At 39.3% G+C, this 17,823-nt stretch carries 18 protein-coding genes and 2 riboswitches; of the genes, 15 read left to right on the top strand and 3 right to left on the bottom strand.

Translation table 11 applies throughout. From position 1 onward, the window contains the following. Positions 1-51 precede the first annotated feature (51 nt). From rlmD to ACSYSF_RS01955, 5 genes are all read left to right on the top strand, one after another. On the top strand, positions 52-1,422 hold the full coding sequence (gene rlmD / locus ACSYSF_RS01935; protein ID WP_489868045.1) for a 23S rRNA (uracil(1939)-C(5))-methyltransferase RlmD: 1,371 nt from the start codon (positions 52-54) through the stop codon (positions 1,420-1,422). 93 nt (positions 1,423-1,515) lie between these two features. Beyond that, a complete protein-coding gene (locus tag ACSYSF_RS01940) occupies positions 1,516-2,064 on the top strand; it encodes a cysteine hydrolase family protein (protein ID WP_489868046.1) in 549 nt (182 codons plus the stop codon). A 103-nt stretch (positions 2,065-2,167) separates the two neighbouring features. Beyond that, positions 2,168-3,160, top strand: coding sequence for a Gfo/Idh/MocA family protein (locus ACSYSF_RS01945; protein ID WP_489868047.1), 993 nt, complete (start codon positions 2,168-2,170; stop codon positions 3,158-3,160). A 26-nt stretch (positions 3,161-3,186) separates the two neighbouring features. After that, complete coding sequence (locus tag ACSYSF_RS01950) at positions 3,187-4,497, top strand: DEAD/DEAH box helicase (RefSeq protein WP_489868048.1); 1,311 nt, start codon at positions 3,187-3,189, stop codon at positions 4,495-4,497. A 161-nt stretch (positions 4,498-4,658) separates the two neighbouring features. Further along, positions 4,659-5,294 (top strand): redox-sensing transcriptional repressor Rex, encoded by a 636-nt coding sequence (locus ACSYSF_RS01955; protein ID WP_489868049.1) that lies wholly within the window; start codon positions 4,659-4,661, stop codon positions 5,292-5,294. A 79-nt stretch (positions 5,295-5,373) separates the two neighbouring features. Here the strand turns inward: ACSYSF_RS01955 and ACSYSF_RS01960 are convergent, their stop codons facing one another. Further along, positions 5,374-6,030: a metal-dependent transcriptional regulator gene (locus ACSYSF_RS01960; protein ID WP_489868050.1), complete on the bottom strand. Its 657-nt coding sequence runs from the start codon at positions 6,028-6,030 to the stop codon at positions 5,374-5,376. Between the two features lie 176 nt (positions 6,031-6,206). Here ACSYSF_RS01960 and ACSYSF_RS01965 point away from each other — a divergent pair, with 176 nt between their 5' ends. Together ACSYSF_RS01965 and ACSYSF_RS01970 are read left to right on the top strand one after the other, a co-directional pair. After that, positions 6,207-6,521 (top strand): hypothetical protein, encoded by a 315-nt coding sequence (locus ACSYSF_RS01965; RefSeq protein WP_489868051.1) that lies wholly within the window; start codon positions 6,207-6,209, stop codon positions 6,519-6,521. A 180-nt stretch (positions 6,522-6,701) separates the two neighbouring features. Next, positions 6,702-6,902 carry an immunity protein gene (locus ACSYSF_RS01970; protein WP_489868052.1) on the top strand — a complete coding sequence of 67 codons (201 nt, stop codon included), beginning with the start codon at positions 6,702-6,704 and terminating at the stop codon, positions 6,900-6,902. Positions 6,903-6,953: 51 nt separating this feature from the next. On the opposite strand, the gene ACSYSF_RS01975 is transcribed toward ACSYSF_RS01970, so the two are convergent. Continuing rightward, entirely contained in the window at positions 6,954-7,493 is a 540-nt protein-coding gene (locus ACSYSF_RS01975; RefSeq protein ID WP_489868053.1) for a folate family ECF transporter S component, read from the bottom strand. Positions 7,494-7,532: 39 nt separating this feature from the next. Further along, a riboswitch (THF riboswitch) is annotated at positions 7,533-7,625 on the bottom strand. 183 nt (positions 7,626-7,808) lie between these two features. On the opposite strand from ACSYSF_RS01975, the gene ACSYSF_RS01980 reads away from it, so the two are divergent. Both ACSYSF_RS01980 and ACSYSF_RS01985 read left to right on the top strand, forming a co-directional pair. Beyond that, a complete protein-coding gene (locus ACSYSF_RS01980) occupies positions 7,809-8,819 on the top strand; it encodes a LacI family DNA-binding transcriptional regulator (protein WP_489868054.1) in 1,011 nt (336 codons plus the stop codon). Between the two features lie 39 nt (positions 8,820-8,858). Then, positions 8,859-9,884: a DUF3114 domain-containing protein gene (locus ACSYSF_RS01985; protein ID WP_489868055.1), complete on the top strand. Its 1,026-nt coding sequence runs from the start codon at positions 8,859-8,861 to the stop codon at positions 9,882-9,884. 243 nt (positions 9,885-10,127) lie between these two features. On the opposite strand, the gene ACSYSF_RS01990 is transcribed toward ACSYSF_RS01985, so the two are convergent. After that, entirely contained in the window at positions 10,128-11,483 is a 1,356-nt protein-coding gene (locus ACSYSF_RS01990; RefSeq protein WP_489868056.1) for an aspartate kinase, read from the bottom strand. A 108-nt stretch (positions 11,484-11,591) separates the two neighbouring features. After that, positions 11,592-11,765, top strand: a riboswitch (Lysine riboswitch). A 94-nt stretch (positions 11,766-11,859) separates the two neighbouring features. Between ACSYSF_RS01990 and alr the strand changes: the two genes are divergently transcribed. Genes alr through dapB form a run of 6 tightly spaced genes read left to right on the top strand, consistent with a single transcriptional unit; the run spans position 11,860 to position 17,819 of the window. Continuing rightward, positions 11,860-12,975 carry an alanine racemase gene (alr, locus tag ACSYSF_RS01995; protein WP_489868057.1) on the top strand — a complete coding sequence of 372 codons (1,116 nt, stop codon included), beginning with the start codon at positions 11,860-11,862 and terminating at the stop codon, positions 12,973-12,975. A gap of 11 nt (positions 12,976-12,986) precedes the next feature. Next, positions 12,987-14,273, top strand: a complete 1,287-nt coding sequence (gene lysA / locus ACSYSF_RS02000; protein WP_489868058.1) for a diaminopimelate decarboxylase — start codon at positions 12,987-12,989, stop codon at positions 14,271-14,273. A 29-nt stretch (positions 14,274-14,302) separates the two neighbouring features. Beyond that, on the top strand, positions 14,303-15,013 hold the full coding sequence (gene dapD / locus ACSYSF_RS02005; protein ID WP_489868059.1) for a 2,3,4,5-tetrahydropyridine-2,6-dicarboxylate N-acetyltransferase: 711 nt from the start codon (positions 14,303-14,305) through the stop codon (positions 15,011-15,013). Between the two features lie 24 nt (positions 15,014-15,037). Further along, a complete protein-coding gene (locus ACSYSF_RS02010) occupies positions 15,038-16,183 on the top strand; it encodes an N-acetyldiaminopimelate deacetylase (protein WP_489868284.1) in 1,146 nt (381 codons plus the stop codon). Between the two features lie 14 nt (positions 16,184-16,197). Next, positions 16,198-17,073 (top strand): 4-hydroxy-tetrahydrodipicolinate synthase, encoded by an 876-nt coding sequence (gene dapA / locus ACSYSF_RS02015; protein WP_489868285.1) that lies wholly within the window; start codon positions 16,198-16,200, stop codon positions 17,071-17,073. 5 nt (positions 17,074-17,078) lie between these two features. Then, positions 17,079-17,819, top strand: coding sequence for a 4-hydroxy-tetrahydrodipicolinate reductase (gene dapB / locus ACSYSF_RS02020; RefSeq protein ID WP_489868060.1), 741 nt, complete (start codon positions 17,079-17,081; stop codon positions 17,817-17,819). Positions 17,820-17,823: the final 4 nt, after the last annotated feature.

A 17,823-nucleotide genomic window follows, 5' to 3' on the forward strand; every position in this document is an offset into this window, starting at 1 on the left:
TACAATGAAAAGGTTTGTTGGTCGTCGCAAAGGCCAAAGAAGGAGAAAATAATGAAGAAGAAAGCCCCAGTGGTTAAAAATCAAGAATTTGATGCTGACGTTGTTGATTTAACATACCAAGGTAATGGTGTGGTTAAATTTAATGATTTCCCAGTGTTTGTTAATAATGCCGTACCTGGCGAAAAAATCCGTGTTGGGATTACCAAGGTAACAACTAATTATGCATTTGGTCGTGTAGTTAAGACGCTTAAAACGTCACCAAACCGTAATCACAATGCAAATAGTGCTGCTTTGACAGCTGGTATCGCACCATTAGCCAACCTTAACTATGATGCACAATTAAAGTTTAAGCAAAATCAAATTATTGAATTGTTCCGTAAGCAACACGTCGATGTGAATGTGGCACCAACGATTGGTATGGAAAACCCAACGGGATACCGTAATAAGGCGCAAATTCCAGCCCGTCAAATTAAAGGTCAACTAACGACTGGATTCTTCCGTCGTGGTTCACACCGTTTGATGCCAATTGAAGACTTTTATATTCAAGATCCAGAAATTGATAAGGCCATCGTTATTATCCGTGATATTTTGCGGAAGTTCCACGTAGCTGCATATGATGAAGTGCACAACAAGGGTGTTATCCGTAATATCATGGTTCGTCGTGGTTATTATTCACACGAAATGATGGTTGTGTTGGTAACACGTTCAAAGCGTATTCCTGGTGCTAATGTGATTATCCCAGAAATCCAACAAGCTTTGCCTGAAGTTACCTCAATTATTCAAAATGTTAATCAAGACAAGACCAATGTTATCTTGGGTAATGTTAACCATGTTCTATGGGGAAACAAAGTTATCAAGGATACTTTGTTTGATAAGACATTCGCTATTGGTCCAAATTCATTCTATCAAGTTAACCCACAAACGACGGAAGTTTTGTACAAGTTAGCTGCTGATAAGGCTGAATTGAGTGGGGATGAGACGGTTATTGATGCTTATTCAGGTATTGGAACGATTTCATTAACCATCGCTGATCGTGTTAAGTCAGTTCTTGGTGTTGAAGTAGTACCTAGTGCTATTGATGATGCTAAGCGTAATGCCGACATCAACAATATTCACAACGTTAAGTTTGAACTAGGTAAGGCCGAAGAGAAGATGGTTGCTTGGCAACAAGAAGGTCTTCAACCGGATGTCATCTTCGTTGATCCACCACGTAAGGGATTGACACCTGAATTAATTGATGCCGCTACTGAAATGTCACCTAAGAAGATTGTTTATATCAGCTGTAACCCAGCAACATTGGTACGTGATATTGTGCAATTTGAGGAAGATGGTTATGAAATTAAGGGTGATGTACAACCTGTTGACCAATTCCCACAAACAACACATATTGAATCGGTGACTGTGTTGGAGCGTAAAAACTAAATTTTAAAAGATAGTCAGCTTTTTGCTGGCTATTTTTTGTATATTCATGGTAATAAATCATGGTACAATCATATCAGGAGGGTGACAAGACATATGACAAAAGCACTACTGATAATTGATTATACGAATGACTTTGTGGCACCAGCAGGTTCACTAACTTGTGGTGAGCCAGGACAAGCTTTAGAGTCTTATATTGTTAAGGAAGCGCAAGCATTTCTTGATAATGGTGATTATGTTATTTTACCAACTGATGCACATTACGAGGATGATATTTATCACCCTGAGCATAAACTTTTTCCACCACATAATATTGTTGGAACGTGGGGCCAGGAGCTTTATGGTCAACTACAAGACTGGTATGAATCAAACCAAACGAATGAAAAAGTTTATCATTTTAACAAGAACCGATATTCAGCATTTCAAAACACTAATTTAGATAATTTTTTGCGTGAGCGAAAGATTGATGATTTGTGGTTGGTTGGGGTTTGTACCGATATTTGTGTGTTGCATACAGCTGTTTATGGCTATAACTTAAATTATAAGTTAACGATTCCAAAAGCTGGGGTTGCGACGTTTACAGAACATGGCCAGGAATGGGCATTGGATCATTTTAAAAATAGTTTAGGCGCAACTGTTATTTAAAGAAGTTTAGCTGTCTTTTGTTATTTAATATGACGAAAGGCAGCTTTTTAAATGGTATAATTGGTATTACAAAATCAGCAAAATGATTAGGAGGAACTGGATTATGGTATACAAATTAGGGGTTATTGGTACAAATTGGATTACAGAACAATTTGTATCAGCCGCTCATATTACGAAACAATATGAATTAACTGCTATCTATTCACGTCATGAAACAACTGGGCTAAGTTTCGGTCAAAAGTTTAATGTTGCGACTGTTTATACTGATTTAGAAGCTTTTTATAATAGCGGGATTGACGTGGTGTATATCGCTTCTCCAAACAGCGTGCACTTCAGCCAAGTCAAGGCAGCTATTGCCCATGATATTCACGTTATTGTTGAAAAATCAGCGTTTTCAAATCCACAAGAATACGCACAAATCATGCAACTACTAGATGAACATTCAGCTGTGCGTATGTTTGAGGCTGCGCGTCATATTCAACAACCTAACTTCAAAATTATTGAAAAACAAGTAGCTAAAATGCCTAAGATTTCTGGAGCTACTTTTGTTTACGAAAAGTACTCATCACGTTTTGATGATTATTTAGCTGGTAAAGAACCCAATGTTTTAACGCGTGAATTTAGTGCGGGCGCATTGACTGATCTTGGTATTTATCCAATCTATGCCGTTATTAAGCTATTTGGTAAGCCACAATCAAGCCATTATTTCGCAACATCATTGCGTAATGGGGCAGATGGTCGTGGAATTGCGATTTTGCGTTATGCTGATTTTGATGTGACTGTAGAATTTGGTAAAGGTTCAAATAGTCATTTGGATTCTGAAATTTTGGGCTTACGTGATACTTTGGTTATTGGTGATATTGCTGAAGTATTGGATATTACGTATTATGACGCAGATAAAGTAGCCCATCCACTGAGTCAAGCACCAGCAGATAACCCAATGATTGCTGAAGCGGATTTGTTTGCTGATATGATGACACGTCCGGCAGAAACAGCTGCTGATTATCAATCATTATTAGCATTAAGCCAAACGGTTAATCAAGTGTTATTTGATTTGCGTCAAGATGCCGGGATTGTTTTCCCAGCAGATAAATAATAATTGCTAGATATTAAGGAGAAAACATGGATCACCGTTTTGAAGAACGTTTAACAAGTGTTGGCTTTACGAGCCTAACACCCATTCAAGAAGCTGTTGCCGAACCATTAGCAGCTGGCCAATCAATTGACGCATTGGCACCAACTGGAACTGGTAAGACATTAGCGTTTACTTGGCCTTTGTTGCCTCAGTTAGTTGCAGATGATGGTGAACAACTATTAATTTTGGCACCATCACAAGAATTAGCCATGCAAACTACCCGTGTCGTACGTGAGTGGGCCAGTGTATTGTCATTAAAGGTACTAGCATTGACTGGGGGCGCCAATGTTAAGCACCAATTAGATCGTCTAAAAAAACATCCTGAAATTTTGATTGGAACGCCAGGTCGCGTTAGTGAATTAGTTGGTAATGGTAAATTAAAACTAAAGCGTTTGCGCACATTGATTCTTGATGAAGCCGATGAGCTATTGCGTGATGATACCGCTAACCAAATTGATCAGATTTGGGATGCTATTGAAGATGACGATGTGCAAGTGGCTTTGTTTGGTGCGACTGAAGTTGATATACCAACAGCTAGTGGTTTATTTGACCGCGACTTTTTGCGTATCGACCAACGTCAGGTTGAAATTCCAACTGCAATCACGCATGAATTTTGGCCAACTGCTCGTGATCAAAGACAAAAGCGCTTGCGTCAATTAGCAACGCAAAAACATTTTCAAGCCATAGTATTTTTTAATACCACAAAGCAACTAAAAATTACGGCCAGCTTTTTGGCTCATGAACATGTGGCGATGGCAACCTTGGTACGTGGTGATTCAAGTACCACGCGTGCAAAATCTCTTGCTAATTTCCGTAAAGGAACTGCTAAATTCTTGTTAACCACTGATGTTGCGGCCCGTGGACTAGATATTCCTGATTTACCAGCCGTCATTAATTTTGATTTGCCTCGTGATGGTGAAACTTATACGCACCGTGCTGGTCGTACCGGCCGTATTGGTAAACCAGGGTTGGTAATTTCATTTGGTAACGATCATGATCAACGTGATTTAAAGAAGTTAGTTGCAGTTGATATTAAGACGGTGACAGGTGTTAAAAATGTCACATCTTATCATGAACAAACTTCAGTTGCTGATAAAAAAGTTCACGAGAAAACTGAAGAACCTGCAAAGAAAGTGGCTAATCAGAAGCAGCAATCTGGTAGTCAACCACGCAAGCAACGTCATAAGCAAATTAATGCCGTACGACCAACAACTATGTCACGTCAAGAGCGTTTGGCTAAGGAAAAGCATGCTAAGCGTAAGCACCGTAAGAATAAAGGAAAGCCTAAGCATTCGTAAAATAGGTAAGGGCTTTCAAAAAAACGCATCTTTGTGAATTCTTAATTGTTAGTTTATTCACGAAACGCACGACCTATGGTATCATGTTAGTTAGTATAAGATTCACAATATGTTTTTTGACTTGTGAAACTAGTTAATTTTTGAAAACGAGGTCGAACGAAATGGTTGAACATGATATTCCTAGAGCAACGGCAAAACGATTGCCAATTTATTATCGTTATTTGAAGTTGTTGCTTGATTCTGGAACTGTCCGCGTTTCATCAAACGAATTATCAGATGCCGTAAAATTTGATGCTGCAACAATTCGTCGTGATTTTTCTTATTTTGGTGCGCTTGGTAAGCGAGGCTATGGTTATGACGTTAAAGCATTAATGCAATTTTTTGGTGAAATTTTAAACCAAGATACTTTAGCATCAGTAGCATTAGTTGGAGTTGGAAATCTTGGTCAAGCCTTGTTAAACTTCAATTTCCACCAAAGTTCAAATGCGCGCATTGCAGCAGCATTTGATATTAATCCTGAAATTGTGAATACCATTCAATCAGGTATTCCAGTTTATAGTTTGGATGATTTGGAAAAGCAAATTATGGATCAACGAATTGATGTTGCCATCGTTACGGTGCCAGCTGACGTTGCGCAGGATGTCGCTAAGCGTTTAGCTAATGCTGGTATCCGCGGTATTTTGAATTTTACACCACTACGGTTGGATGTACCTAGCAATGTTCGTGTTCAAAATGTTGATTTAACCAATGAATTACAGACATTATTGTATTTCATCAATAACTTTAGTGATAAGTAGAAACGACATAATTGACAAAAAGCCATGAGATAGTTAATTTGCTATCTCATGGCTTTTTAGTTACTGATTTTATTGCTAATTAGTCGTTGACATAAATGAAATCGGCCGCATGTTGCGTGACTTGTATTTTAGCGTCATCTGATTCTAATACCAAGGGACCATCAAATGGTAGACGCTCTTTGATGGTCCAAACAGTATTTAGCTTTAGGTTCAATGTTTCCGTATATTGCAACAATTCTAAATCTTCAGTAAAGCTGTTAATGGTAACAGTTTCACCATCTTTGGCTTTACGCAAAGGACGAAATTTTTTAGGTGAATAATTGTGGTTAATATCTGGAATTGCAAGCCCATGTGGACTCAAAGTTGGATAACCTAAATATTTATCAAGGGCGTTAATAAATTGGTCATCTGCATCGTGATCAAGATTATCAGCATTTGAGTGAGCTTCTGAAATTGATAAATCAAGTTTCGTTGCACCAAAAGTTTCAATTAAACGATGTGAACGAATCAAACGCAAAGCCGTTTCACGACCAGTTTTCGTCAAAGTTACGCCATAATATGGGACAACATCAACTTCGCCAGCTTCTTGTAATTTAGCAAGCATGTTTGAAACTGAAGAAGGGGTCACATTTAAATGTTCAGCAATTTGATTGTTCGAAATTTTTGATGATTCGTCACCACCGCTTAATTCTAATATAGTTTGTAAATATTGTGTTTTAGAGATGGATTCGTTCATAATATAAAATTTCCTCGTTTTTTAAAGTAATCGGTACTGACAATTATAGCATAATAATCAGAAAATAGTTTTTGCAACAATTAATAATATTATACACTTGATAAAACAATTATTATTGGTTAATATAAATATGTAGAAATGAATTGGTTGTCATTGTGTTAAAAGTGGAGGGTTAAATGATAGCAGATCAAGAATGTCGGATTGAGCAATTGCCTAAATGTGCACGTATTCGTTACTTATTGCAAGAATGTCGTGATATCCCAGATTATACAGTAAAAGCATTAATTGATGCTTTAGAAGACACTTTGACTTGTCGGGGTGAGGTTTTTGTTGGCCAAGTTTATGATAGTTGTGTTTATCGTATTGGCTGTGGGGATGTTTTTAATGAAACAAAATTAACATTTTCAACACCAAATGTTCGTAATAAATTTGCAAGTTCATTTGAAGTAGCGTGTCGTAAGGTTGGTTTTAATGTTCATCGAAGTTACTAATAATAGGTTAAAATATTATTCTAATTTCTATAATTAGTAATTTTGATGAATAGCTGTTTAAAATTAAAAGATGGCCCCATGATTGTTAAATCAAGAACAATTAGGAGGGCCTTTTGTGACTAAAAAATTTGCCATTGAAAACGTTTTCACACATAATAATATTAACAGGAGGTGTAAGGGATGCTTGAACGAACTGTTGGGATAGTTTGTATTTTAATTAGTTTTTGGCAATTTTATAGTGTAAAAAATGTTTTTGTGCAAACTAAAAATCATGGTACTAAGAATACTTCGAATTTTTTACCGTTAGCCCTTTTAAGTGGTGTTGTATTTGGTATCGCTATGCTTGTTGGTGGTATTGCACTGTTATTTAAACAAATTTAATTCAGAAAAAGACCTACAATCCGGAATGATTGTAGGTCTATCTTTTGAATTTTAGATTTTTTGATGCAACGATTCAATTGTGCGGTTATTAAGTAGAAAATAAAGTAAGATGCTTTGGATTGGCCAAAAGACAATTTGCTTGATAATCCGAATCCATAATAACGACATAATTGTTTCAGCATTATGAATATTACCAATCATTGTGACCCATAATGTATTTAGGACAACATTTACAATTAGCAATACTAAGAAAACAGTTACAATAATCCGTAGCCAAGAAACGGTTTTACGATTATAAAGAGAAAAACCATAGATACCGGCAGCAACGACTGCTGATAAAGTAAAGCCCCAGAAATAACCATAGCCGTTTAACAAGCTGCTAATGACATCGGTGAAAATGGCAACGAGCATCCCCCAGTAGGGACCATACCATTTTGCGATAATGGCAACAATCAAGAAGGTAAAGCCGACTTTGAGCGTTGCAGTACCGAGTGAAAAGCGGCTAATCACGAGCTGTAGGGCCATTAAAATCCCGAGCATGGCGAGTTGCTTGGTACGCAATTGTGGTAATCGATATGATAATGTTTTCATTTGAAAACACCTCCTTTTATTTTGGAGGGTTTCACTTATTACAGTGAATGTGATTAAAATATCGCGGAAATCCTTCGTCTGTGGCCCACATTCCGTTTCCACAGCACTTGACGCATTTTAATCTACCCTGTGTTACTTACAAAGTTAAATTATACTGCAATCACATTTAATGTAAATACTTCGTCTGTATAAAAATCAGGTAAAAAGGTTTTTAATTCATTTAAAAATTGGTAAAATGTTTTAATACATATGTTTTTTAATGCGTTAAGAATTGCCAATGTGGGCAATTGAATTTTTGGAATAGAGGTATTTCAAATGGGAAAAGTTTCAATTAGAGATGTAGCTAGTCTAGCAGGTGTATCGATTGCGACTGTTTCACAAGTTTTAAATGGGAAGGGTAGTCGTTTTTCAGATCAAACGAAAGCTAAGGTGTTTTCAGCCCGTGACGAAATCGGGTATGTACCCAACGCGAGTGCTCGTAGTTTAAAACACGGTGCCCATATGTTAATTGGTGTGGTGGTACCAAGTTTAGGTGTTCAATTTTTTGGGCATATTGTGCAAGAAATGCAAGAAAATTTACCTGAAAATACGTCATTATCAATTATGACTGCCGATGGCGAAGCGGCTGATGCGGCCATTGAAACGTTGGTTAATTTAGGTGTTAGCGGCATTTTGGTGGTTAGCCAATTAAAAAATCCAGCGACAATTGCGAAAAGCTTGAAAAAGCGCGGGGTTGCGATGGTTGTTTTAGAAAATCATGATGAACTAGCCGATGCGGATGCTGTCTATGCTTCAGATAAAGAGGGTGGCCGTTTAGTAGCAGAACATCTATTAGCTTTGGGTCATAAGCACGTGGTGTTACTGGGTAACCAATTACATACTGATAACTTGTTATACCGAACGACATCTTTTAAAGAAACGATGTTGGCGGCAGGTGGTAAAGTTAGTGAGGTCACCACGCGAAGTTTATCAAAGCATGCTGGTCGCGCTGCTGCGATGGCGGTATCAATTACACAAGCAACGGCAGTCTTTGCTTTAAATGATGAATTAGCAGTTGGGTTAATATCAGGTCTCAGCGCTCATGGTATTCGTGTGCCTGAAGATATTTCAGTGGTGGGCTATGATAATACCGACTATGCTGAATTCTTCACGCCTGCCTTGACAACTGTGAAACAACCAGTTGATTTGGTAGCTAAGGCAGCACTGGACACGGTTATGGCACGTATTAAAAATCCTGAGATGACACGTCAAGTCACCGCTTTTGATACACAATTAATTACCCGTGCATCAAGTGCAGCATTGGACGAACAGACATCACGAGAGTAAAATATGGTTAGCTATTCGTAGCGAGGAGGTCATTTTATAATGGCAGGATTGTTTAAACGCACACGAGAATTAATAAAAGCGCCAAAGGGTGTCGACAAACGTCAAAAAACGATGTCAAATGTTTTGTCTACCCAAACAACCCATTTAATAAATGATGGGTGGTTACCTAAACCAATTGCCGCTTATGTGGATACAATCGTTAATGATGAGCAATTAAATGATGAGACGATGCAAGATATTTTATCAACAGCATGGTCTGAAGCACATCGAGTTGGGTCAGAACTTTTTACTAAAATGTTTGTTGCTAATTTTCACCGTGGTGGTACCTCAGCAACTGATCGTTTAGATATGTTATACAAAATATTCGGACTGGCAGTTAGTCCGGAAAATTTTGTGCGGATGACTAAGTTAGGTTATTGGCCAACTCGGTCTGCCAATCAAAATGTTGACTTATATTATTTGCATATTGATAATGTCGATGAAGCCCGGAATTATTTAGAATTTATTAAGCAAGTCGCTTTTATGATGCGTTTAAAACATCATGCTTGGAATGGAATTAATTCTAAGTATGAAACAAGTCATCAATTAGATAAGGTTATTGATAACCAGTTCCGTTATTATCTTAGTAAACCAATGGTAGATTTGATTGTGCGTGAAGGATTGACACAGCATGACATTGAGGATCAAATCGTTAAAGATACTGGCACACCAGTGTTTTACCCTCAAGTTAAGTTTCATAATCGGGGTGTTGCACGAGCTGATAACGTTAAAATGGCTTTGCCAGGTTACCATTTAGAATTAATCTTTGATAATCAAGGACAAATCGTTTCAATGTGGCAAGCTTTAGAAGCCCATCAAACTGTGACTAGTATGGGTACAGTTGTCTTTTCTGAAAATCCAGCTGATTATTCATTTGCAGAATTACAGATGATTGCAAATACGGAATCAACTAATTATGCCAATGCTGGTGGTCAAATTCATCAATCATTGGATGTTAAGCCAGCGAATCGCCATGCTGGCTTGGAATCAGATTTACGTAACTTTGCGAAAAAACAATTTAAGTAAAACGAGAGCGAGACAAAAGTCGCTTTGAAGCCGGAGTGTAACGGTGTTTGGACGTTTTGCGGTCGTCAGACCGTGAAGCGGGCAAATCCGTTACATTGAGGCTTCAGGTTTTTGGAACGCGTTTAAACGAGAGCGAGACAAAAGCGCGTTTACGCTATAAAAATTAAACGTTTGAAATTCAAATATTTAAAAAAACAGGTTGGAACATTTTCTTTTGTTCCAACCTGTTTTTCTATTAAGTATTTAAAATACTGCTTCATAAATCACACGGACAGCCTTTTCCATTTGATCAACAGAAACACCAAGCATGGTTGAAATTTGTGAAGCACCTTGATTGACCATTGGTAAGTTGATATTAGCATCTGCAAGGGCAGTTGTGATTTTACTAAAGATATCTAGATGGGCTTGCATACCTTCACCAACCACCATAATGATGGCATAGTTATCAAGCCATTCCAATTCATCAGGCGCAATTGTTTGGTAGATATCATGACTGATATGAGCCTTAATTTCAGGAGTTAATTGTGACTTATCAAAAATAATCGTCATGTCATCAATTCCAGAAGGCATATGTTCATAACTAACGTTGTATGAGGCCAAAATTTGGAGAATTTTAAGAGTAAAACCAACTTCGCGATTTAGCAAATAACGGTGCAAATATAAAGCTGCAAAGCGATCATCATTAGCAATACCAGTGACTGGATATTCAGGCGTAATGGACTGATTTGGCATAATCATGGTACCAGGGGCCTCGGGGTCATTGGTGTTTTTAACATTGATTGGTATATTTGCTTCAATGACAGGAATAATGGCTTCATCATGGAAGACGGCAAAACCGGCATATGAAAGTTCACGCATCTCACGGTAAGTCATTCGTTCAATCGATTTAGGAGCAGGCACAATATGCGGGTTAACTGTGTAGATAGCAGAAACGTCGGTGAAGTTTTCATACAAACTAGCATGTAAACCACGCGCAACAATCGCACCAGTAATATCAGAACCACCGCGACTGAAAGTAGCGGCATAGCCATCATTGGTATAGGCGATAAAACCAGGAATAATTAAGAGTTCATTATCGTTGTATTCAAAATTATGCATACGTTCATAACTTGTATGATCAAGGCGAGCAGCACGGGGGGAACCAGTGACGGTCATCCCCAAATCAAGGGGTGACACGAACCGCGCATTATAACCAAGTTCTTGTAAAATGAAAGCAATTAATTGGGCATTTAATAATTCACCATGGCCCATGAAAGCAGCGTATAAATGATCAAATGATGGATAATGAACACGGTTTAAATGAATAAGTTGTTGTTTTATTTGAGGAATAATCTTATTTTCTTCTAATTTAAAAAATTGCACGATTTCTTGATAGCGACCCAAAATGGTTAACAAAATATCGGCCGTGTCACCACCAGTGATGGTTTGATCAGCATAAGATTGTAATAAATCAGTGACCTTTGTGTCACCGTCGAAACGCTTTCCAGGTGCTGATACGACAACGATTTTGCGGTCGCTGTCAGCCTTAATAATATTGAAAACTTTCTGTACCTGCGCACCAGTTGCCAGTGACGAACCACCAAATTTTACAACTTTCATTTTCCTGCCTCCAAATAAAATTCTAATTGGCACTAATTAAAAGTGAAAAAAAGATTAATGTCAAGTGTTGACATAATTATAAAATTAATATAACCTAATGTTACATTAATGATTTATAGAGGTTGCAACCAACAAGAGTCACCTGACAGAGTCGACACAGACGGAGAAGTTAAGTAAAAGGGGCGGTTGCCGAAATGATTCAAATGCGTGTGATTTGAATTGTTGGGATGGTAGTGAATAACTATTAGACTGTCGCTGAATAAGCGGGGAGCTATGGTCACAGTCTAAGGAATGTAAGTGGATCCGATTGACGGTGCGATAGTGCCAGTCAATCGGTTTTTTTGTATAGGAATTCAAAGTAAAGAGGCACAACAACATGGTAGTAGCAGTAACAAGACCAACAAGGATTAAAATTTCACAAGCAGCCGTAACGCACAATGTTGCCGTTACCCGTAAGATGAGCGGTGCTAAGTTTATGTTCTTGGCAGTCAAGGCAAATGCGTATGGCTTTGGTTTACAAACAATGGCACAAGCCGCTATCAAGGGCGGTGTTGATGGTCTAGCCGTTGCCGTTTTAGATGAAGCACTGGCCCTCCGCCAGGCAGGTGTCACGGTACCCATTTTGATTTTGGGGATTACGTTACCACAGTATGCAAAATTAATTGCTGATAACGATTTAATTGCAACAATTAGCGATATGCAGTGGTTGCATACAGCCGAAAGTTATCTTGGCCCACAGACAAATAAATTACAAGTTAATTTAGGTGTTGATACAGGAATGGGGCGCATTGGTTTTAGAAATCGAGCTGACTTAGCTGAAGCAATTGCGTATGTCGAGAAACCTGAAACACCATTTATTTATCAAAGCATGATGACGCACTTCGCTGAAGCTGATTCACCAAACAATGATTACTTCAACGAGCAATTAGCAAATTGGCACCAATTAACTGATGGCTTACCAATGCCGCCAATGGTTCATTTAGCTAATTCAGGGGCCGCATTATATCATGCGGATGAAATTCCAACTGATTATATTCGTGCTGGTACGGTTGTCTATGGTATTGAGCCATCACGTGGTTCGGTTATGTCAGATAATTACTTAAAACCAGTGTTAACGTTGGAAACCGAATTAATTTATGTTAAACAAATGCCAGCCAACGCTGCGATTAGTTACGGTCATACTTATCACACTTCAGAAGGTGAGTGGATTGGGACGTTACCAATTGGTTATGCCGATGGGTTGCCTCGTTCAATGAAGGGGTTTGAAGTTTTGGTCAATGGTCAAAAGGCACCGATTGTTGGTAACTTAGCCATGGATCAAATGATGATTTCATTGCCTGAAGAAATGCCAGTTGGTTCAGTTGTAACGATTATTGGTCAACAAGGTGAATATGAAAATACATTGGAAGACGTTGCCCAACATGTTGAATTAGCACCATGGGTTGTTGCAACTGGGTTACAGGAACGCTTAATGCGTATATTAGTAGATTAAAGGGGAATCGCATGTCAGTACCATATCAAGTCAATCAAGCTGGTGAGTTAATAATTGGTGGTGTTACCGCTTCGGCTCTAGCGAAAAAGTATCAAACACCATTATATGTTTATGATGTTAATAGTATTCGTAATCAGATGCGTGCTTTTAAGGAAGTTTTCATTAATCGCCATATTGATTATGCAGTCTCATATGCTTCAAAGGCTTTTGCCACAGTGGCGATGTATGAAGTTGCCGCACAAGAGGGCATCCATCTAGATGTTGTGTCAGGTGGTGAAATCCAAACGGCCCTTGAAGCAAATTATCCGATGGCTAATGTTTCTTTCAATGGTAATAATAAGTCAGTCGAAGAACTAACAATGGCTATTGAAAATGGCTTAGGTACCATCATTTTAGATAATTTCTACGAATTAGATTTATTACATGATTTATTAGCTGAACGTAATCAAACACAAGATGTTTTGTTGCGGATTACACCAGGTGTTGAAGCGCATACACATGATTATATTTCAACCGGTCAAACCGATAGTAAGTTTGGTTTTGATGTGAATAGTGGTCAAGCGCAAAAAGCGTTAGAAAAGGCCTTAGCAGATCCATATCTAAATGTTTTAGGTGTCTCAGCGCATATTGGATCACAAATTTTTGATGTCACTGGTTTCCAAATGGCAGCTACTAAGCTAGTTGATTTGGTTCATGAATGGGGCTTTGATCCACAAGTTATCAATACTGGTGGTGGTTTTGGAATTCGTTACACTGAAGAAGATCAACCATTACCAGCGACTGAATTTGTCGATGCGATTATTGATACGATTGCAGAAAAGACCACTTCATATGGTATGAAGATGCCAACGATTTGGATTGAGCCAGGTCGTGCCATTGTTGGTCCAGCTGGTTATAACCTATATACAATTGGATCAAGAAAAGATGTTCCTGGTATTCGTAGTTACTTATCAGTTGATGGTGGCATGGGTGATAATATTCGACCAGCCTTATATGAAGCAAAGTATGAAGCTGTATTAGCGAATAACCCACAAGCACCAACGGAACAAGTTGTTCGTGTGGCTGGTAAATATTGTGAGTCGGGGGATGTCTTGGTTTGGCAACAAGCCTTGCCACAAACAAAGCCGGGGGATGTACTAGCGGTTTTAGCAACCGGTGCTTACGGTTATTCAATGGCTTCAAATTATAATCGTAACCCACGACCAGCTGTTGTCTTTGTTGAAGATGGTCAGGATCAATTAGTCGTTGAGCGTGAAACGTATGCTGACATGCTTCGTTTAGATAAACATTACCAATAAAATGAATAAAAATTAGGAGATAACATCTTATGAATAACTTAGACGCACAAGAAATTATCAATTACATTGCAACAGCCCCTAAAAAAACACCAGCACGGGTGACGTTAGCCGGTGACTTGGCTGATATTGAATGGCCAGAAACAGTGCAAGCCTTCATTGAAACAAAAACAGGTACAGTTATTGGAGATTATGAAGAAATTCAACCAATCCTTACCGCTGCGGCTGATAAAATTTCTGACTACCATGTTGAATTGTTAGCTCGTAATAGTGGTGTACCATTGTTGAATTATGATAATGTGCCAGCACGAATCGAGCCCGGTGCTATTATTCGTGACCAAGTTGCCATTGGTGAGAATGCCGTTATTATGATGGGAGCAGTGATTAATATTGGTGCTGAAATTGGTGAAGGTACCATGATTGACATGGGGGCTGTCTTAGGTGGCCGTGCAATTGTTGGTGCGCATAGTCACGTTGGTGCCGGCGCTGTTCTGGCCGGTGTTGTTGAACCAGCATCAGCAAAACCCGTTACGATTGGTGATAACGTCTTAATTGGTGCCAATGCGGTTGTTATCGAAGGTGTCCAGGTTGGTGATAACGCAGTTATTGCAGCCGGTGCCATTGTTACTAAAGATGTGCCAGCAAATACAGTTGTTGCTGGTGTGCCGGCCAAAGTGATTAAGGAAATCGATGAAAAGACGCAAGCCAAAACAGCGTTAGTCGATGCTTTGCGTTCATTGTAGTAGAAAAGAGGTCGAAAAATGGCAATTGATGATTTAGATTTAATTGGCATTCGCCGTCATTTACATGCTTATCCAGAGTTGTCGATGGCGGAAGTTGAGACACAAGCCTATATTAAAAAGATGATTTTAGCATGGCAATCGCCTTGGCTAACTATTCGTGAAATTCCAGCATTGCCAACAGCATTACTCGTTCGTTTGGATGGTCGCAATCCGCAAAGAACGATTGGTTATCGAACTGATATTGATGCGTTACCAATTACTGAAGAAACGGGCTTACCTTATGCTTCAGAAAATGCGGGCGTGATGCATGCTTGTGGTCATGATATTCATATGACCGTTGCTTTAGGTGTTTTAGCACATTTTTCAGCGAATCAACCTGAAGATAATATGATTTTTTTGTTCCAGCCAGCTGAAGAAGAACATGCTGGTGGTAAACAGTTGTACGAGTTAGGTGCTTTTGTTGATGAATGGCGACCTGATGAGTTCTACGCATTACATGATCAACCAGCTATGCCGGCTGGGCAAATTGCAACGCGGCAAGGGACGCTCTTTGCAGGGACTACAGAGATTCATTTAACGATTAAAGGGCAAGGTGGTCATGCAGCTTTTCCACATCGTGCTCATGATGTTATCGTTGCAGCCTCATCATTTGTGATGGCGGTGCAAACGATTGTGTCACGTAATGTTGATCCAGTGCATGGTGGCGTCGTAACTATCGGTAAGTTACAAGCTGGTACAATTGGTAATGTAATTCCAAATGAAGCTAAGTTGGCTGGTACCATCCGTGCCTTTCGGCAAACTGATTTGGAGATGATGCAACAGCGAGTGCAAGACATTGCCCAAAGTTTAGCAGCAATGTATGATGTGACGTTTGATTTAGAATTGGTCCAAGGTGGTTATTGGCCAGTTAACAATAATTCTGAAACTACTGATGCATTTATGAAGTTTATGGCAGCTGATGAAACTATTGATTTTGATGTTTCGGAACCAGCCATGACAGGTGAAGACTTCGGCTATTTGATTAATCAGATTCCCGGCACCATGTTTTGGCTTGGTGTTGGTGATCCAGAACATAGTTTACATGACAGCAAGTTGGCACCAGATGAACAGGCCATTGAACCTGGTGTGAGTGCCATAATTAAATTCTTGAATTGGCGTATGAATCAATAGAAAGTGTGAATAAAATGTATGAAGATATTTCTCTAATTACGGCGATTATTACACCGTTTACCCAAGACAACACAATTGATTATCCAGCTTTGGATTCATTAACAGAGCGTTTAATTGCAGAAGGTACGCAAGGTTTCGTAGTGGGTGGTACGACTGGTGAATCACCAACCTTATCGCATGATGAAAAGGTTTCTTTGTATGCTTACTTTGCTGCTAAGGTAGGTGATCAAGGTCCTGTTATTGCCAACGTTGGTGATAACAATACAGCCCACTCAGTTGAGCTAGCTAAAGAAGTTAGTGCTATTGCTGGTGTCGATGCCATTTTGGCAGTGACGCCTTATTACAGTAAGCCTAACCAAAAGGGGATGATTGCCCACTTTACCGCCATTGCTGATGCTTCATCCGTCCCAGTGATGATTTACAATATTCCAGGTCGTACAGTCGTTGGTCTAACTAACGAAAGTGTTTTGACTTTGGCAGAGCATCCTAATATTAATGCGGTTAAACAAGTTACAAGCATTGATGATTTAGCTTATTTGGTTGCTCATGCGCCAAAGGGCTTCAAGGTCTATACAGGTGAGGATTCACAGACCTTGGCCGCTAAGGCCGTTGGTGCTGCCGGAACCATTTCAGTGGCATCACACTTATATAGTAAAGAAATGACTGATTTATTTAGTGCTTTGGCAGCTGGTGATGTTGCTAAGGCTGGTGAGTTACAGCGCTGGTTAACACCACGTATGTTAGCCTTGTTTAGTTACCCATCACCATCCCCAGTTAAGGCTGTTTTGGCACATAAGGGCGAGTTGCAAAATGTCACGAGGCTACCAATTTTGCCACTAACCAAAGCTGAGACCAAAGACGTTTTAGCAAAACTTGAGGGAAAGGGATAGATAACATGACAACTGTATTTTTAGCTGGTGGCTTTGGCAAAATGGGTCGTGCCATCCAACAATTAATTGCTGATGAAAGTGATTTAGAGTTAACTGGTATTCTGGCGCATACACCACATGAGAGTGACGTCCCAGTTTTTACAGCATTGGCTGATATTAACGTGACAGCTGATGTATGGGTTGATGTTACTCAACCTGATGCAGCTTTAGAAAATGGCCAGTATGCATTATCACATGGCTTTAATCTAGTAGTGGGGACTAGTGGTTTACAAGCTGACCAAATTAGCCAGTTGCAAACATTAAGTGAAGAAAATAAGCAATCAGCTTTGATTGTGCCAAACTTTTCATTATCGGGTGTGTTATTGATGCAATTTGCTGCGCAAGCTGCCCAGTATTTACCTGATGCTGAAATTTTGGAAATTCATAATCCCAAAAAAGTTGATGCACCATCAGGAACAGCCCGTGCAACAGCCGAAGCAATCGCCCAAGCGCGTCAGGATAAACCAATTGAAACCAGCCATGCCGATGCGGCACGTGGGGATGAAATTAACGGGGTACCCGTACATGCTATGCGTTTGCCTGGCTACGTTGCTGAAGAAGAAGTTGTTTTTGGTGCCCCAGGCGAAACGCTACGCATTAAGCAGACTTCATTTACACGTGAGTCTTTCATGGGTGGTGTTGCCCTTGCAATTCGTCATGTTAATACGCTTGAAGGATTGCAAACCGGTTTAGACAAGGTATTATAGTAAT

Source organism: Weissella sp. ESL1139 (assembly GCF_058506735.1).

Bases quoted from the DNA above. Each gene is read 5' to 3' on its own strand.
- ACSYSF_RS01955 (WP_489868049.1), top strand. From the start codon at position 4,659: ATGGTTGAACATGATATTCCTAGAGCAACGGCAAAACGATTGCCAATT.
- ACSYSF_RS01990 (WP_489868056.1), bottom strand. From the start codon at position 11,483: ATGAAAGTTGTAAAATTTGGTGGTTCGTCACTGGCAACTGGTGCGCAG.
- ACSYSF_RS01965 (WP_489868051.1), top strand. From the start codon at position 6,207: ATGATAGCAGATCAAGAATGTCGGATTGAGCAATTGCCTAAATGTGCA.
- ACSYSF_RS01940 (WP_489868046.1), top strand. From the start codon at position 1,516: ATGACAAAAGCACTACTGATAATTGATTATACGAATGACTTTGTGGCA.
- dapA (WP_489868285.1), top strand. From the start codon at position 16,198: ATGTATGAAGATATTTCTCTAATTACGGCGATTATTACACCGTTTACC.
- ACSYSF_RS01945 (WP_489868047.1), top strand. From the start codon at position 2,168: ATGGTATACAAATTAGGGGTTATTGGTACAAATTGGATTACAGAACAA.
- dapD (WP_489868059.1), top strand. From the start codon at position 14,303: ATGAATAACTTAGACGCACAAGAAATTATCAATTACATTGCAACAGCC.
- alr (WP_489868057.1), top strand. From the start codon at position 11,860: ATGGTAGTAGCAGTAACAAGACCAACAAGGATTAAAATTTCACAAGCA.
- ACSYSF_RS01970 (WP_489868052.1), top strand. From the start codon at position 6,702: ATGCTTGAACGAACTGTTGGGATAGTTTGTATTTTAATTAGTTTTTGG.
- ACSYSF_RS01950 (WP_489868048.1), top strand. From the start codon at position 3,187: ATGGATCACCGTTTTGAAGAACGTTTAACAAGTGTTGGCTTTACGAGC.
- ACSYSF_RS01975 (WP_489868053.1), bottom strand. From the start codon at position 7,493: ATGAAAACATTATCATATCGATTACCACAATTGCGTACCAAGCAACTC.
- ACSYSF_RS01985 (WP_489868055.1), top strand. From the start codon at position 8,859: ATGGCAGGATTGTTTAAACGCACACGAGAATTAATAAAAGCGCCAAAG.
- ACSYSF_RS01980 (WP_489868054.1), top strand. From the start codon at position 7,809: ATGGGAAAAGTTTCAATTAGAGATGTAGCTAGTCTAGCAGGTGTATCG.
- ACSYSF_RS01960 (WP_489868050.1), bottom strand. From the start codon at position 6,030: ATGAACGAATCCATCTCTAAAACACAATATTTACAAACTATATTAGAA.
- dapB (WP_489868060.1), top strand. From the start codon at position 17,079: ATGACAACTGTATTTTTAGCTGGTGGCTTTGGCAAAATGGGTCGTGCC.
- lysA (WP_489868058.1), top strand. From the start codon at position 12,987: ATGTCAGTACCATATCAAGTCAATCAAGCTGGTGAGTTAATAATTGGT.
- rlmD (WP_489868045.1), top strand. From the start codon at position 52: ATGAAGAAGAAAGCCCCAGTGGTTAAAAATCAAGAATTTGATGCTGAC.